At 68.2% G+C, this 16,459-nt stretch carries 8 protein-coding genes; 5 read left to right on the top strand and 3 right to left on the bottom strand.

The features are described 5' to 3' along the window. Position 1 precedes the first annotated feature (1 nt). From ASF16_RS24775 to ASF16_RS24760, 4 genes are all read left to right on the top strand, one after another. Complete coding sequence (locus ASF16_RS24775) at positions 2-2,242, top strand: TonB-dependent siderophore receptor (protein ID WP_056173770.1); 2,241 nt, start codon at positions 2-4, stop codon at positions 2,240-2,242. 216 nt (positions 2,243-2,458) lie between these two features. Continuing rightward, a complete protein-coding gene (locus ASF16_RS24770; RefSeq protein ID WP_056173767.1) occupies positions 2,459-3,184 on the top strand; it encodes a TonB-dependent receptor in 726 nt (241 codons plus the stop codon). A 428-nt stretch (positions 3,185-3,612) separates the two neighbouring features. Further along, positions 3,613-5,742: a TonB-dependent siderophore receptor gene (locus ASF16_RS24765; RefSeq protein WP_056173764.1), complete on the top strand. Its 2,130-nt coding sequence runs from the start codon at positions 3,613-3,615 to the stop codon at positions 5,740-5,742. Between the two features lie 116 nt (positions 5,743-5,858). Further along, the gene (locus ASF16_RS24760) at positions 5,859-8,036 is read left to right on the top strand and encodes a TonB-dependent siderophore receptor (RefSeq protein WP_056173761.1); all 2,178 of its coding nucleotides are present in this window, start codon (positions 5,859-5,861) and stop codon (positions 8,034-8,036) included. 237 nt (positions 8,037-8,273) lie between these two features. Here ASF16_RS24760 and ASF16_RS24755 read toward each other — a convergent pair whose 3' ends face one another. Then, a complete protein-coding gene (locus tag ASF16_RS24755; RefSeq protein ID WP_162241098.1) occupies positions 8,274-11,954 on the bottom strand; it encodes an IPTL-CTERM sorting domain-containing protein in 3,681 nt (1,226 codons plus the stop codon). Between the two features lie 1,029 nt (positions 11,955-12,983). On the opposite strand from ASF16_RS24755, the gene ASF16_RS24750 reads away from it, so the two are divergent. Then, positions 12,984-13,217, top strand: a complete 234-nt coding sequence (locus ASF16_RS24750; protein ID WP_056173755.1) for an IPTL-CTERM sorting domain-containing protein — start codon at positions 12,984-12,986, stop codon at positions 13,215-13,217. 85 nt (positions 13,218-13,302) lie between these two features. Here ASF16_RS24750 and ASF16_RS24745 read toward each other — a convergent pair whose 3' ends face one another. Both ASF16_RS24745 and ASF16_RS24740 read right to left on the bottom strand, forming a co-directional pair. Next, positions 13,303-14,739 carry an NAD-dependent succinate-semialdehyde dehydrogenase gene (locus ASF16_RS24745; RefSeq protein WP_056173752.1) on the bottom strand — a complete coding sequence of 479 codons (1,437 nt, stop codon included), beginning with the start codon at positions 14,737-14,739 and terminating at the stop codon, positions 13,303-13,305. A gap of 167 nt (positions 14,740-14,906) precedes the next feature. After that, positions 14,907-16,424, bottom strand: coding sequence for an efflux transporter outer membrane subunit (locus tag ASF16_RS24740; RefSeq protein WP_156372223.1), 1,518 nt, complete (start codon positions 16,422-16,424; stop codon positions 14,907-14,909). Between the last annotated feature and the right edge of the window lie 35 nt (positions 16,425-16,459).

Genomic DNA, 16,459 nt, shown 5'->3' with positions numbered 1-16,459 from the left:
CATGCGCCCAGCCACATCGTTCCAGCCAGCCCCGCTGCGCCCCGTTTTTGCCGCCACGCCGGTGGCCATTGCCGCCGCCGTGATGTTCGCGCTGGCAGCGCCTGCCGTACTGGCCCAGCAGGCTGCGCCAGCCGCCGCCGCGGAAGGCAAGGCGCTGTCCACCGTCACGGTGAACGCCAGTGCCGACGCATCGGCGCAAGGCCTGTCGCCGGCCTACGCTGGCGGCCAGGTGGCCCGCGGCGGCCGTGCCGGCGTGCTGGGCACCAAGGACGCGATGGACACACCGTTCTCCATCACCAGCTACACCAACGAGTTCATCCAGGACCGCCACGCCCGCAGCGTGGGCGACGTGCTGCAGAACGATCCCACGGTGCGCGTGGCGCGCGGCTTCGGCAATTTTCAAGAGGCGTACTTCATCCGCGGCTTCATCCTGGACTCGGACGACACGGCCTACAACGGCCTGTACAGCCTGCTGCCGCGCCAGTACATCGCCACCGAGCTGTTCGAGCGCGTGGAAGTGCTGCGCGGCGCATCGGCCTTCTTGAGCGGTGCCAGCCCCAACGGCGGCGGCATCGGCGGCTCGATCAACCTGCTGCCCAAGCGCGCGCCCAACGAGCCGTTGAACCGCGTCACATTCGGCGTCTCCAGCGGCGGGCAGACGCAGCTGGCGGCCGACATCGCGCGCCGCTTCGGTCCCGACGGCAACACCGGCATCCGCGTGAATGCGGCCACCCACAACGGCGGCACGGCCGTGGACCATGAAGACGTCAAGCTCGGCCTGGCAGCCGTGGGACTGGACTGGCGCAGTCGCGACGTGCGCCTTTCGGGCGACATCGGCTGGCAGGACCACAAGCTCAAGAGCACCCGCACCAACGTGACGCTGGGCGCCACGGCCACGCAGATGCCCACGGCACCCGACGGCGGCACCAACTTCGCCCAGCCCTGGACGTATTCGAACGAGCGCGACACCTTCGGCACGCTGCGCGGCGAGTGGGACATCACGCAGGACATCACCGGCTGGGCCGCGGCCGGCGCACGCCGCAGCTCCGAGGCCAACTCCCTGGCCAACCTGACGGTGAGCGACAGCAGCACCGGCGCGGGCTCTACCTACCGCTTCGACAACACCCGCAAGGACAGCGTCAACACCGGCGAGCTGGGCCTGCGCGGCAAGCTGCAGACCGGCAGCGTGGGCCACGAGTGGGTGGTGGTGGCATCGCACTTCAGCGCGGACAAGAAGAACGCTTACGCGATGGACTTTGCCAACACGCAGTCCACCAACCTCTACAACCCCGTGTACAGCCCGCTGCCAGGCTTCAGCGCAGGCGCATTCCGTGGCGGCGACCTGGCCGACCCGCGTCTGACCGGCAGCACGCGCCTGACCAGCTTCGCCATCGGCGACACCATCTCGCTGTTGGACAAGCGCCTGCTGCTCACCGGCGGCTTGCGCCACCAGAAGCTGGAGATCGCCAACTACGCCTATGGCACGGCCGCCGAGACCGACCGCTACGACCAGAACCGCACCAGCCCGCTGCTGGCGGCCGTCTACAAGCTGGACAAGAGCCTGTCGCTGTACGGCAACTACGTGGAAGGCCTGAGCCAGGGCGCGACCGCGCCCTCCACTGCCGCCAACCGCGGCGAGATGCTGTCGCCCTACGTCGCCAAGCAAAAGGAAGTGGGCGTGAAGTTCGACGGCGGCCGCTTTGGCGGCAGCGTGGCGCTGTTCTCCACCACCAAGCCGCGTGCCTATGTGGGCAGCGACAACATCTTCCGCAGCAACGGCAAGGACCGCCACCAAGGCATCGAGCTGGCCGTGCAGGGCGAGGCGACCAAGGGCCTGCGCCTGCTGGGCGGCCTGACCTGGCTCGAAGCCAAGCAGCTGAACACGGGCACCGCCAGCACCGACGGCCGCCGCGTGATCGGCGTGCCCAAGCTGCAGGCCAACATCGGCGCCGAGTGGGATGTGCCGGGCGTGAACGGCCTGGCGCTGGACGGCCGCCTGGTGCACACCGGCTCGGTGTATGCCAACGCCACCAACACCATCAGCGTGCCCGGCTGGAACCGCCTGGACGTGGGCGTGCGCTACCTGACCGAGGTGCAAGGCCGCCTCGTGACTCTGCGCGCCCGCGTGGACAACCTCACCAACCGCAACTACTGGGCATCGTCGGGCGGCTACCCCGGCGCAGGCTACCTGGTGGTGGGTGCGCCGCGCACGCTGTCGGTCAGCGTGGGCGTGGACTTCTGACGCCACCGGCTCTCCCCACCCTGCACCACAGCCCCTTGCCCCAGCGGCGCGTTCATCCGGACGCTGCACCCTGCACATCGCCGCACAGCCACCCAGCGCCTGACCACCGGGCGTAGGCAGCCACTCCCTTTCGCACCGCGTTTCGCCCCCTCGTCCTGGGGCGCGCAGCGCTGCGCGCTCGCCGATTTTTGTTGAAACCACCGAAAGGAAACTGCCATGTCCTCGTCCCTGCGCCCCAAGGCCCCCGTGCTTGCCGCCCTGCTCGCCTGTGCATCCCTCACCGCCGCCCACGCCCACCAGGTGTGGCTGGAAAACGCGGGCGGCCAGGCCCGCCTGCACTTTGGCGAGTTCAACGAGAACCTGCGCGAGACCTCGCCAGGCTCGCTGGACAAATTCAAGGGCGTGCCCGCGCTCGAGCAGCGCACCGGCACGGCCGCGCAGCGCGTGGACGGCCAACTGGGCAAGGACGGCTTCCACTACACCGTGGCCGGCACGCCCGACACACTGTTCGCCGCCGCCACCTACCCGCTGATCGACCGCAGCAAGCGCAACCTGCCCGCGATGTACTGGCAGCCCTCGGCCCGCTGGGTGGCGGGCCTGACGCAAGCCGTGGCGCCCACCGCGCCGCTGGACCTGGTGCCCACCGGCAAGCCCGGCGAGTTCAAGGTGATCTACAAGGGCGCGCCGCTGCCCAAGGCCAAGGTGCAGCTGGCAGCCCCCTCGGGCTGGACGCGCGAGGCCGAGGCGGCTGAAGACGGTACCGTGACCTTCGTCACGCCCTGGAAGGGCCAGTACGTGGCCGAGGTCAAGCACAGCGACAAGACCCCCGGCGAAGCCCAGGGCGAGAAGTACGGCGAAGCCAGCTACGTGACCACGCTGACCTTTGTGCTGGCCGACGGCATGGCGTCGCCCGCCCTGCCCGCGCCCCCCAAGGCCCACTGAGCCTAGGCCGCCGCCGCCCGCTGCACGCCCGCTGTGGCGTGCGGCAGCGGAGCCAGCAGCCAGGTTTCCGCCGGTGCGGCGTGTCGCCCGGCGCAACGGCACCTGGCCCGCGCCATGCGCAGTTACCTCAGTGCGAGCCGACGGCACACATTGCAACAGCCAGTCGATCACGCCAGCCATTCACGCCAGCAGTTTCATGCCGGCCGCTGCGGGAGCGCTGCTTCTGCATCCAAAGGTCTGGTGGGGTACTTGCCTCAGATCCACCGTGCGCCCTGAGCCTGTCGAAGGGCTCTTCGCAGACAGCGCCTTGGCTTCGACAGGCTCAACCCGAACGGACAAGAGCGTGGATGAGGCCTGTAGCCAACCCAATCCAATTGCCGCCTACCGCTTGATAGACAAGCGCAAGCAGCTATTAAAACCATAGCATCATGATCCAACCGATTTTTTTGCGCACCGCCGTGGCCCACGCCGCCCTGCTGGCCCTGTGCAGTACAGCCCTGGCGCAAACCAGCGCAGCGCCAGACCCCGCCGACGCGCCCGCAGCGGCGCCATCGTTGCGCCAGGTGGATGTGGTCGATTCGACCGCTGGCGCGGCCGCCACACCCGCACGGCGCGCGCAGAGCAGCTCGCGCCTGGGCCTGTCGGTGCTGGAGACGCCCCGCTCGGTGAGCGTGATCGACAACGCGCTGCTGGAGCAGCAGATGGCCACCACCGAGCGCGACGTGCTGCGCAACGCTTCGGGCGTGTCCATGCGCAGCGAGTACTACGGCTCGTACTCGCAGTTCTCCATCCGCGGGCTGTGGGCCAACAACACCTTCAATTTTCTGCGCGACGGCGCCAAGTTCGTCCACCTGCTGGACCCGCCACTGTTCAACATCGAGCGGGTCGAGGTCATCAAGGGCCCCGCCGCGCTGGAGTTCGGCCAGGTCGCGCCCGGCGGCCTGGTCAACTACGTGAGCAAGCGGCCCCAGGCCGAGGCGCTGCGCAACGTGAAGGTCGGCGTGGGCAGCGACGGCTGGCGCAACGCGGAGTTCGACCTCACCGGCCCGCTCAACGCCGACGGCACGCTGCGCTACCGGCTCGATGGCGGCGCCAGCCGGGGAGGCAGCTTCGTGGACGGCAACACCCCGCGCAAGCAGGGCATTGCGGGCAGCCTGGAGTGGCAGATCACGCCCGACACCGTCTGGCGCGCGCAGGCCGAATACCAGGGCATCGACGGCGTCTCCACCGTGGGCCTGGCGGTGCCCGACCCCAAGAACCCGCGCAGTGCCGACGTGCTGCCGGTGGGCGCGTTCTACGGCGAGCCGTGGCTGACCACCGACGGCCGCATGCGCTTTTACTCCACCGAACTGGAGCACCGCTTCACCGATGTGCTGCAGGGCCGCGTGCACCTGTCGCGCAACGAGACGAACCGCAATGTGAACCTGCCCTCCCCCATGGGCCCTGCGGCCAACGGCCGGGTCCCGCGCGGCTACTGGCTGGCACCCGGGCAGGAATACACGTCGGACACCGCGCTGGCCGAGCTGCGCGCCAAGGTGCAGACCGGCCCGGTGCAACACACCCTGCTGGCCGGCATGGACTGGCGCACCATCCAGGGCGTGTACGGCGCGCGCGCCACCGGCAACCTGGGTGCCGTAGACCTGTACAACCCGGTGACCGGCCTCGTGCCGGCGGCAGCGTCCACCGGCGTGTCCCGGCTGTCCTCGGACGCGCGCAACACCGGCGTGTTCCTGCAGGACCGCCTGGTGCTGGGCGACTTCGGCCTGCTGCTGGGCCTGCGCCACGACCGCTTCAAGGACGCGTACTCCACGCCCGTCACCGACCTGAGCAAGACCCAGCCGAGTGCGGCGATCAGCTGGGAGCCGCGCCCCGGCACCATGCTCTACGCGAGCCACGCGCGCTCGTTCCAGGCCAACACCGGCACGCTGCTGTGGGGCGACCGCGGCGCGCCGCCGTCGGAGGGCAAACAGCTGGAAGTGGGCTGGAAGCAGGAATGGCTGGACAAGCGCCTGATGACCACCGTGTCGGCCTTCGAGCTGGAGCTGACCAACGCGCCCGCCACCGACCCGCAGCACGCGGGCTACTCGGTGCTGACCGCGCGCCAGCGCATCCAGGGCGTGGAGCTGGAGCTGCAAGGCCGCATCACCCCCGGCTGGACGGTGACGGCGCAGGCCAGCTTCCAAAACCCCAAGGTGCTGGCCGACACCACCGCCGGCGCCAACGTGGGCAACCGCGTCGCACTGGCCACGCGCCGCAACGCATCGCTGTGGACGCAGTACCGCCTGCCGCAACTGCCCGGCCTGTGGGTCGGCGGCGGCCTGGTGCACCAGGGCGACAAGTTCACCGCCAACGACAACAAGTGGCGCCTGCCGGGATTCACCACGGTCGACCTGGCCGTGGGCTACCAGTTCGCAGGCGGCGTGCGGCTGCAGGCCAACCTGAAGAACGCGGGCAACCGCCGCTACTACCTGGACGGCACGGCCACGGCGGCCGGCTTTGGCACCGTGGTGCCCGGCCAGCCGCGCACGGTGCAGGTGTCGCTGGATTACACGTTCTGACGGCAAGCGATTCCCCCACCCCACCCGACCCACCACCGGCCCGCAGGCCAGCGCTGGCCCACGCAAGCCTGGCGCCTCGGGCCGGACAAGTTTTCAACCATCGGAGAAACAGCACCATGAGATCTGGCACCACCGCCTGCCGCACCGCCATCGCGCAGGCCGCATTGCTCGCCCTGTGCGGCGCCGCCCACGCCCAGCAGGCCGCCACCGAAGGCACGGCCGCGCCCACGGCCGACAAGGCCCTGGCCCCCGTCACCGTGAGTGCGGGCAGCGAACAGGAAAGCCCCACCGCCCCGGTCACCGGATTCGTCGCCAAACGGGCGCTGAGCGCCACCAAGACCGACACGCCCCTCATCGAAACCCCGCAGGCCATCAGCGTGATCACCCGCGACCAGATCGAGGCGCAGGGCGTGCAGACGCTGCGCCAGGTCACGGCGTACACGGCCGGGGCGGTGTCGAACTACTTCGACAGCCGCGTGGACAGCTTCGCCGCACGCGGCGGCACCGTGTCGCAGTACCAGGACGGCCTGCTGCGCACCTACGGCACCTACAACACCAGCCGGCCCGACCCCTACACGCTGGAGCGGGTGGAGTTTCTGCGCGGGCCGACCTCGGTGCTGTACGGCCAGGGCAGCGTGGGTGGCGTGCTTAACCTCACCAGCAAACGCCCGCAGGCCGAAACGCAGCGCGAGGTGCAGCTGCAGCTGGGCAACAACGCCCGCAAGCAGATCGCGGCCGACCTGACCGGTGCGCTCGACCAGGACGGCCAGTGGCTCTACCGCCTGGTGGCCGTGGGCCGCGACAGCGGCAGCCAGATCGACCATGTGGATGACGACCGCCTGGTGTTTGCGCCCTCGCTCACCTGGAAGCCCAGCGCCGACACCTCGCTCACGCTGCAGGCGCTGCACCAGAAGGACCAGAGCGGCTCGATCATCGGCTTCTTCCCGTGGCAAGGCACGCAGCTGGCCAGCCGCTACGGCCAGATCCCGCGCAACACCTTCATCGGCGAGCCGGGCTGGGACGCGTACGACACCACCAACAACTCCTGGGGCTACCTGTTCAGCCACCGCGTGAACGCCGACTGGACAGTGCGCCAGAACCTGCGCCGCACCGTGAGCGAAGTGGACTACCGCACCATCTACACCAGCTTCACCGCCAACGCCGCCACAGGCCGCCCCGCGCGCCCCGTGTTCAACAGCGACGCCCGCACCGTGGTGCGCGACGCGGTGTGGAACATCAACACCGGCCGCATGCTGCTGATCGACACGCAGCTCGAAGGCAAGCTCAAGACCGGCAGCGCCGACCACACCCTGCTCGCAGGCCTGGACGTGCAGCGCAACCACACCGGCCAGCAGGCCTGGCGTGCGGTGGCGCCGGCCATCGACGTCTACAACCCGGTGTATGGCAACTTCACGCCACCCACCACGGCACAGCTGGTGCGGCAACCGAACGTGGTGCAAAAGCAGCTGGGCTTTTACCTGCAGGACCAGATCAAGTGGGACCGATGGACCGCCACACTGGGCCTTCGCCACGACAGCGCCCAGACCGACACCGTGGGCCGCCCCGCGGCCGCGGTGGACGACAAGGCCTGGACCAAGCGCGCAGGCTTCACCTACCAGATGGACGGCGGCTGGGCCCCGTACGCGGGCTATTCCGAGTCCTTCCAGCCTTTGGGCGGCGTGGACGCGTATGGCACGGCCTTCAAGCCCCAGCGCGGCGAACAGTGGGAGGCCGGCGTGAAGTGGCAACCCGCCGGCCAGGGCATCAGCGCCTTCGCGGCGGTCTATCAGTTGCGCGAGAAGAACCGCAAGACCAACGACCCCGGCAACCCGCTCAACAGCCTGCAGATCGGCGAAGTCAAGGTCCGGGGGTTCGAAGCCGAAGTGCAGGCCAGCCTGGCCCGCCAGTGGGACTTCACCCTGGGCTACGCGTTCACTGACGCGAAGATCAGCCGCAGCAACGCCGGCGACCAGGGCACGCCCGTGGCCAGCGTGCCCAAGCACACAGCATCGGCCTGGCTGAGCCACCGTTTCGCCAGCGAAGGCCGCGGCGGCTGGACGGTAGGCGCCGGCGTGCGCTACACCGGCTCCCAGTGGAGCGGCACCAGCGCCATCAGCACCCCGGCCGCCACCCTGGCCGATGCGATGGTGGCGTACGACGCGGGCGACTGGCGCGTGGCCTTCAACGTGGTGAACCTGGCGGACAAGGTGCACATCACGCAGTGCCTGGCGCGCGGGGATTGCTTCTATGGGCAGGCGCGGACGTATACGTTGACGTCGACGTACCGGTTCTGACGGCGGCATGCGTGTTGGCGGCGCTGTCGTTGACGCTACGCCTGCATGCCTGGCACTCACGGACTGCACGCAAGTGCTGCAGGCGTTTGATCGAACCGCAGCAAAAGCCAGCGCTGCCGCTTGACGTTCGGTCTTTGTAAGCTATCGAAAAAATAGCAAAAGCCAACGGCCCCTGCCGCATTGCGGACAGGGGCCGTCTTCATGGGCGCACGGTGCAAAGGCGCACCCGGTGTGAAGTCAGCGGCGCACCCAACCACGCCCGTGGCCGGCTCGCCGGGTGCGCCAGGCATTCAGCCCTGCAGCAGCCGCGACCAGCAGGGACAACAGCAGAACGCCCCACTGCGACAGCGTGGGAATGCCGATGGCGCCAGCACCCCCGCCAACGGCCAGCGCCAGTGCCACACCGCCTGGGTCGGAGATGGTGCCGTTGAGCGACAGGTCATCATCACCCGAGCCGCCATCGGTGAGCACCAAGGTCACGGTGTTGCCGGTGATGGTCGCACCAGGGAAGGCGTACCAATGGGGCGCGTTCTGGCTTGGCGTGGGGCCGTACTTCATGTACACGGCGCCCGGCGGAAACGGTTGCGGGTAGGTCAGCGTGACCGTCACCGCCGCCCCGTTCGGGCAACCGCCCACCACCACATCGAACAAGCCCTGGCTGAAGGTATAGCCCGAAATGCTACCGGCCGGAGGCGAGGCCGCCGCTCCCGTCAAAGGAATGAAATCCGCACGGTCGAAACCGCAGCCCGCAGGCCCTGCCAGGCTGGCGTTGACGGCGCCGCCGCCGCCGGGGACGGTACCCGCGGCCGTGGTGGGGCGCAAACGCGTCACGGTGACGGTGTAGGTCCGGGTGGTGCTGTTCTGCGCGGTGACGACGACGGTGATGGTGTTGGCGCCCACGTTCATGGCGATGGCGCCCGATGCGGTGCCGCTGGCCACGGACACGCCGTTGACCGTGACGGTGGCGCTCGGATCATTCACCGTCGGCGTCACGGTGACGCTGGCGGTTGCGGCTGCAATCGACATCGTGTAGCCCGTGGTGCCCGGAGCAAACGCTGGAGCGATGCTGCCGCCCGACACGACGAGGGCCGACAGGTTGGCATCACCCGAGCCCGCGCGGGTCACCGTCACCGTGTAGGTCTTCACCGTGGTGCCGTCCTGCGCCGTGACTACCGTGGTGATGGTGTTGCTGCCCACGTTCAGCGCAATGGCGCTCGACGCATTGCCGCTGGTGGTGGCCACACCGTTCACCATGATGCTGGCGGTAGCGTCGGCCACGGTCGGGGTGACGGTGAGCGACGTGGTTGCGTTGCCGACGCTGGCCGTGTAGCTGGTGGTGCCGGCCGCGAAGGCGGGCGACAGGGTGCCGCTCGACAGGGACAGGGCCGACAGGTCGGCATTGCTGGACGGCGCTGCGCGGGTGACAGTGACGGTATAGGTTTTGGTCGCGCTATTCTGTGCTGTCACCACCACGGAGACCGTGTTGCTGCCCGTGTTCATCGCTACCGCGCCAGAGGCAGCGCCGCTGGTGACAGCCACACCATTGACCGTGATGCTGGCGTTTCCGTCGGCCGCCGCAGGGGTGACCGTGATGCTACCGACGCCGGCACCGATGGCCGCCGTATAACTGGTGGTGGCCGGGTTGAAAGGCGGGCTCAAACTACCGCTGGACAGGCTCAACGCAGACAGATTGTTGTTGGACGACGCGGCACGGGTCATGGTCACGGTGTAGGCCTTGGTGGTCGCACCGTCCGCCGCCGTCACGACGGTGGTGATGGTGTTGGAACCCACTGCCAGTGCAATAGCGCCTGATGCATTGCCGCTGGTGGTGGCCACGCCGTTCACGGTGACACTGGCGCCACCGTCGGCGACCGTGGGGGTGACGGTGATCGACGTGGTGGCGTTGCTGACGCTGACCGTGTAGCTGGTAGTGGCCGCCGCAAAAACGGGCGCCAGGGTGCCGCTGGACAACGACAGTGCAGACAGGTTGGCATTGGCCGACGCAGCCCGCGTCACGGTGATGGTGTAGCTGAGCGGCGTGCCGTTCTGCGCAGTCACCGTGGCCGTGATGGTGTTGGACCCCACCGCCAGCGCAATGGCGCCCGATGCGTTGCCGCTGGTGACGGCCACGCCATTTACCGTGACACTGGCGGTGGCGTCGGCAACGGTGGGCGTGATGGTGATCGACGTGGTGGCATTGCTGACGCCGGCCGTGTAGCTGGTGGTGCCAGAAGCAAACACGGGTGCCAGGGTGCCACTGGACAGGCTCAGCGCGCTGAGCTGCGCGTTGCCCGACGCAGCAGCGCGGGTGACCGTGGTGGCGTAGGTCTTGGTCGTGGAGCCGTCTTGGGCGGTCACGACGGTGGATATGGTGTTGTTGCCCACCGCCAGCGCAATGGACCCCGACGCATTGCCGCTGGTGGTGCTAATGCCATTGACGGTGACAGTCGCTGTGCCGTCAGCCACGGTGGGCGTCACGGTGAGCGATACCGTGCTGAACGGTACGCCGGCGGTGTAGGACGTGGTGCCCGAAGCGAACGCAGGGCTCAGTGTGCCGGTCGACAGCGCCAGGCTGGAGAGGTTGGCATTGCTCGATAGCGGAGCAGCGCGCGTGATGGTGATGGTGTAGGTCTTCGTGGTGGTCCCATCGGTTGCCGTGGCGATGGTGGTGATGGTGTTACTGCCCACATTCAGGCCGATGCTGCCCGAGGCGGCACCGCTGGTGACGGGCACACCATTCACGGTCACGGTGGTGCCCGGGATATCGACGGTGGGCGTGATGGTGGTGCTGGTCGTCGCGTTGGACACCGCGATGGTGTAAGACGTGGTACCTGCCGCGAACGCAGGCACGAGAGCCCCTGCCGTGGCAGAGAGCACGCTCAGGTCTGCATTGCTCGTCGGGTCGATGAACACGAAACTGTTGAAGCCTTCTTGCCATAGCTTCGCACCCACCGTGCCAGCAGCAATTCCGCCATTGCTGGTGATGCGGATTTCATCGACATTCTTGAACTGCACCGGCAATGTGACAAGTACCTGGTTGAAGCTGCCGCCGGTCGAAAAAGTAAATGGCACGCCGACCGTCACGTTGTTGCGGTACGCGGTGGCGGTATAGGTGGCGGCGAGCGCTTGCGCATCTTGAATACGGAAACTTGAGAAGCCGAACATCCGGGTGGCCTGGCTTTTGATGATCAGTGCGCCTACCGGATCGAACTGAGAAGTCCCTGTATTGAAGTACGTCAGCATGGAGCCTGTGCCGCCAGCCAGATCGATGTTGATGACCCGGCCGACGGGCGTATTGCCGGTATTGGCAAAGTAGAACTCATAGACGATGCCGGGGATATTGGTCGTACCGGTGTTTGCCTGCCCATCCAGCATTTTTTGAGTGGGAAAGGAGTCGTCTGGGTGGGCGAATGGAATCGCCACCGTTCCAGCGACAGTGGCCAGGACCTGGTGGTAAGCAGGAAAGGCCAGCGGAGCACTGCGCAGCGCTCCGGTGCGACTCTCCAGCACCCAGTCGCCGCCCAGTTCGCGCGCCCCGGTAAGGTTGGTCGAAGCGGCCACATGGGCTCCTGTCGTCTCGCCCAGCAGAGTGATGAACCGCTGCCCCTCACTGCCCTGCGCCACTTCGCAGCCGTACAGAAGCAAGTCAGCATCAGGTCGCAGCGATGCGCGAATACGCGCCAGATCGGCACTGCGCTCCATCAATGTCATCCCATCCAACGTCAGTGAGCCCAGGTCCAGCGCACCGCGGGCACCGTGTGAAATGAGATGCACCGCACCCACCTGCTGGCGACCCTGCAGCGCATCGGCCATCTGGCGCAAACCGTCGCCCCGAGCATCCAGCACAACGACTTCCAGCAAGGAACTCGCGCTGGCCTCCAATTGCTGATAGTCCGGCACATTGTTTGCGATGAACAAGATGCCGGAGGATTCAACGCCTGGCGCTTTGCGCGCCGCAGCGTTTGCGGATGTGGCGCCAGCAAGCAGCACTCCCAACAACGCCATGAAACACATTGCCCGCCAATAAGCGAAATTCCGGGTGATTTTTGTCATGGAGTGTGCGTTGCAACAATCAGTAAGTGCACGCAGTACATCACGGTATTCCAGAAACACCCACCATTTAATTTTGCAACAGCGACGGCAGTTTCTACGGCGCAACGCCGCAGGCGACCGATCGCAGCATTCCATTTCAAGTCACGGCCTTACCTGTTTTGGACTTGCATACCCACCGCACCGACTTGCCAGTGCGGATGCCATACCTGAGCGAAAGGCGGTTGGCCGGTTTTTTTTGATCGCTCGCCGTCCACGCCGACGCACGCCAAAGCCACTGTCCACACCACCTCCTACCCATTGCACCTGTCAGCAAAAAACCGCTCTGTGGCCGCCACAGTATTTTGTGCACTGCTACCCATGTCCGCCTTTGCCGCAGATTGTGTCAACGGCGTTAACACGGCCAACTGCACAGTGCCGGCAGGAGCCGTGTCAGTGCTTATCGAGGCCTGGGGGTCGGGGGGTGGCGGAGGGGGCGCAGCCAACGGGAGCGGAATGTTCGACGGGGGCGGTGGTGGCGGTGGGGGCTCCTACTGCGCGGCAAGCTTCGCTGTGGCGGGTGGCACTGCGCTCACGGTGAACGCAGGTGCGGGGGGCGCCGCGGGCCCCTTCCAGACCGCAGGCACCGCGGGACCCTCCTCCTCAGTCACCGGCGCTGGCATTGCGGGGTTGACTGCCAACGGCGGCTCGGCGGGAGCCCCCACCAGGGTGGCGGGCGCTGGGGGCACCACTGCGGCGTGCACGGCCCCCGGAAACACCTCTTTTGCTAGGGGCAACGGCTCGGGCTCGTCCGTCGGCGGCGGTGGTGGCGGCTCCGCCACGCCGGCGGCCAATGGCGGCAATGCAATTGGAGCGACTGGCGGGACAGGCACAGGCGCCGGGGGCGGCGGCGGCGCCATGACCAGCAATGACGGCCTGCCGGGCGTCGCGCCGGGCGGCGGGGGTGGGGGTGGCTATGACCTGGGCAACCGCGCCGGCGGTGCGGGTGGCGCCGGCCAGGTGCGCATGACGTTCACGGTTGCCGCCATGGCGGCGCCAGCCGCCATACCTACGCTGCAGGTCTGGGGCGCGGGTTTGCTCTCCACCCTGCTGGCGCTGGCAGCGTGGGGCACGCTGCGCAAGAAAACCTGACTGCGAAACGGAAAGGACGAAGGGGCTGCAACCCTCCACGGTGGAAAGCGGCAGCCCCTCGATCACAGGATCACTGAATCACAAGTCACACGTTCATGATCGACACCAGGCGCGTGTTCAGGTGCGCTTCGATGGCTTCGGGGCCGCCTTCGGAGCCGTAGCCCGAATCCTTCAAGCCGCCGAATGGCAGCTCTGCGGCAGGGGCTGCAGCCTGGTTGATCCAGAGCATGCCCACTTCCAGGCGCTGGGCCAGCAGGTGCGCATTCTTCAGCGAGGTGGTGAAGGCGTAGCCGGCCAAGCCGAACGGCAGGCGGTTGGCTTCGGCAATCGCGTCCTCGATCTTCTCGAAGCCGCGCACGGCGGCCACGGGGCCGAAGGGCTCTTCGTTGAAGATGCGGGCCGACAGGGGCACGTCGTTGAGCACGGTGGGCTGGAAGAAATTGCCTTCGGTGCCGATGCGCTCGCCGCCGGTGGCCACTTGCGCGCCCTGCTGCACCGCGTCGGCCAGCAGGTCGGCCATGGCGGTGATGCGGCGGGGGTTGGCCAGCGGGCCCATCTGCGTGCCGGCCGTGAGGCCGTCACCCACCTTCAGGCCCTGCGCGTACTTGGCAAAAGCTGCCACGAAGTCGGCGCGGATGCTCTCGTGCACCAGGTAGCGGGTGGGCGAGATGCAGACCTGGCCCGCGTTGCGGAACTTGGAGCCGCTGCTGATCTTGATGGCCAGTTCCAGGTCGGCGTCTTGCGCCACGATGACCGGCGCATGACCGCCCAGCTCCATCGTCACGCGCTTCATGTGCTTGCCCGCCAGGGCCGCCAGCTGTTTGCCCACGGGCGTGGAGCCGGTGAACGTGACCTTGCGGATGATGGGGTGCGGGATGAGGTAGTTGGAGATTTCAGCCGGGTCGCCATAGACCAGACCGACCGTGCCGGCGGGCACGCCCGCATCGGCAAACGCGCGGATCAGCTCTGCGGGGCTGGCCGGGGTTTCTTCGGGCGCCTTGACCAGGATGGAGCAGCCTGCGCCCAGCGCGGCAGCCAGCTTGCGCACGACCTGGTTGATGGGGAAGTTCCACGGCGTGAAGGCCGCCACGGGGCCCACGGGGTCCTTGAGCACCATCTGCGTGGCCTTGAGGTTGCGCGAGGGGACGATGCGGCCATACACGCGCAGGGACTCGTCGGCAAACCATTCGATGATGTCGGCAGACGCCATGGTCTCGACCTTGGCTTCGGCCAGGGGCTTGCCCTGCTCCTGCACCATGATGGCGGCGATCGCATCGGCGCGCTCACGCATCAGCCCAGCGGCGCGGCGCATGGTCTTGGCACGCTCGGCGGCAGGGATGTCGCGCCAAGCTTCAAAGCCCTTTTGTGCAGCGTCCAGCGCACGGTCCAGGTCGGCCTTGCTGGCGTGGGCCACGCGGCCGATTTCCTTGCCGGTGGATGGGTTGAACACGCCGATGGTCTTGCCGTCGGCGGCGTCCTGCCATTGGCCGGCGATGAAGAGTTGGGTACTGGGATAGCTCATGCAAAGGCTCCTGATGACGAAACGGTGGGACGGAAAGCGCTGGACCGGCCCCGGGGCCGTGCCGCGCGCGAAACCAGACACTATAGGCGCCAGCGCGGCACGCCGCAGAAGGAGCGCGGGAACCCCGCCCTGCTGGGCTGGCTATTGGCCAGGCACAGCTGCAGAGACTATTGGGACACCGCGGCCACCCTGGCCTGCGCGTCGTCACCCCAGCCCCCACCCAGCGCGCGGATCAGGCCCACCGTGGCCACGTACTGCGCGGTGCGCACCTGCAGCTCTTGGCGGCGGTTGCGCAGCTCGCTGCGGCGCGCGTCCAGCAGCTCCAGCTGGCTCACCAGGCCGTTGCGGTAGCGTGCATCGGACAGCTGCGTCGCTCGGCGCGCGGCCGTCACGGCGCGGGCCTGCGCCTCGGCCTGGCCGGACAACAGGCGCAGCGAGCTGAGCTGATCTTCCACGTCGCGGAAGGCGTTGAGCACCTGGCCACGGTGGTCCGCCAGCGCGGCCTCCAGCCGGGCCTTGGCGCCCTGCACCTGCGCATCGCGCTGGCCGCCGTCGAAGATCGGCAGCGACAGCAGCGCGCTCACGCCCCACGCACGGGCCGACCACTTGAACAGGTCGCCCAGCTCGGGCGATGCATGTCCCGCATTGCCGGTGAGCGTGACCGCCGGGAACCACGCGGTCTGCGCCACGCCCACGCGGGCCTGCGCGGCCAGCACAGCGAACTGCGCGGCCGACACATCGGGGCGCCGCGCCAGCACGGTGCCAGGCACACCGGGCGGGATGACCGGCAAGGCGGCATCGGTGGCCGCCGCCGGCAGCGTGAAGCCGCTGGCCACATCGCCCACCAGCACGGCCAGCGCGTTGGTCAGCAAGGCTTGCTGGCGCTGCAGTGCCAAGGATTCGGACTCGGTGGAAGACACCTCGGTCTGCACGCGGGCCACGTCCAGCTCGGCCACATCGCCGGCCTGCAGGCGGCGCTGCGTGAGCCGCAGTGTGTCCTGGTAGGCACCCAGGCTCTCGTTCACCAGGATCTGCTCGGCCTGCACCGAGCGCAGCTGCAGGTATGTCTGCGCCACATCGGCCTGCACCATGAGGCGCGTGCTCTGCAGCAGGGCGTCGCGGGCATCGGCATCCAGGCGCGCGGCATCGCTGGTCTGCGACAGGCGGCCGAACAGGTCCAGTTCATACGATGCGTTGAGGCCTGCCGTGCCCAGCGTGGACGGCGATGAGCTGCCCGTGCTGCTGGCACCGGCCTGGCGCGACACGCCCGCCGACGCGCCGATCTGCACGGACCGTGCTGCGTCGGCCGAGCGCAGCAGCGAGCGCGCTTCGGCCAGCCGCGCGGCCGCCTGCTGGATGCTGGTGTTGGCCGTGCCTGCGCGCTGCACCAGGTCGGCCAGCACGGGGTCCTGAAAGCCCAGCCACCATTCGCCGCGCGGCTGTGCCTCGGCGGGTGGGGCCACGGTCCAGGGTGCGACGGGCAGGGCCGCGCCGCCGGCGCTGAAGCTCTCGGGCACGGCCACGCCGGCATGGGGCGCGGGAGCCACGGGCTGGGTCATGCAACCGGCCAGCACCAGGGCTGCGGCCAGGGGGGCCAGCAGGCTGAGCCTGCGCGAAGGCGCTGGCGCTGCCGCCGTCACCGCGTTGGCGGCATCAGCGTTCTTGTTCGACAAAAAATCCATCATGGTCGGTCTCCTGCCCGCCCTGCTGCCAGAGGCAG

Origin of the sequence: Acidovorax sp. Leaf78, assembly GCF_001422735.1 — a bacterium.
Taxonomy (GTDB): domain Bacteria; phylum Pseudomonadota; class Gammaproteobacteria; order Burkholderiales; family Burkholderiaceae_C; genus Acidovorax.
The sequence above is the reverse complement of the archived record's forward strand: the minus strand, read 5'-3'. Positions and strand labels throughout refer to the sequence as shown.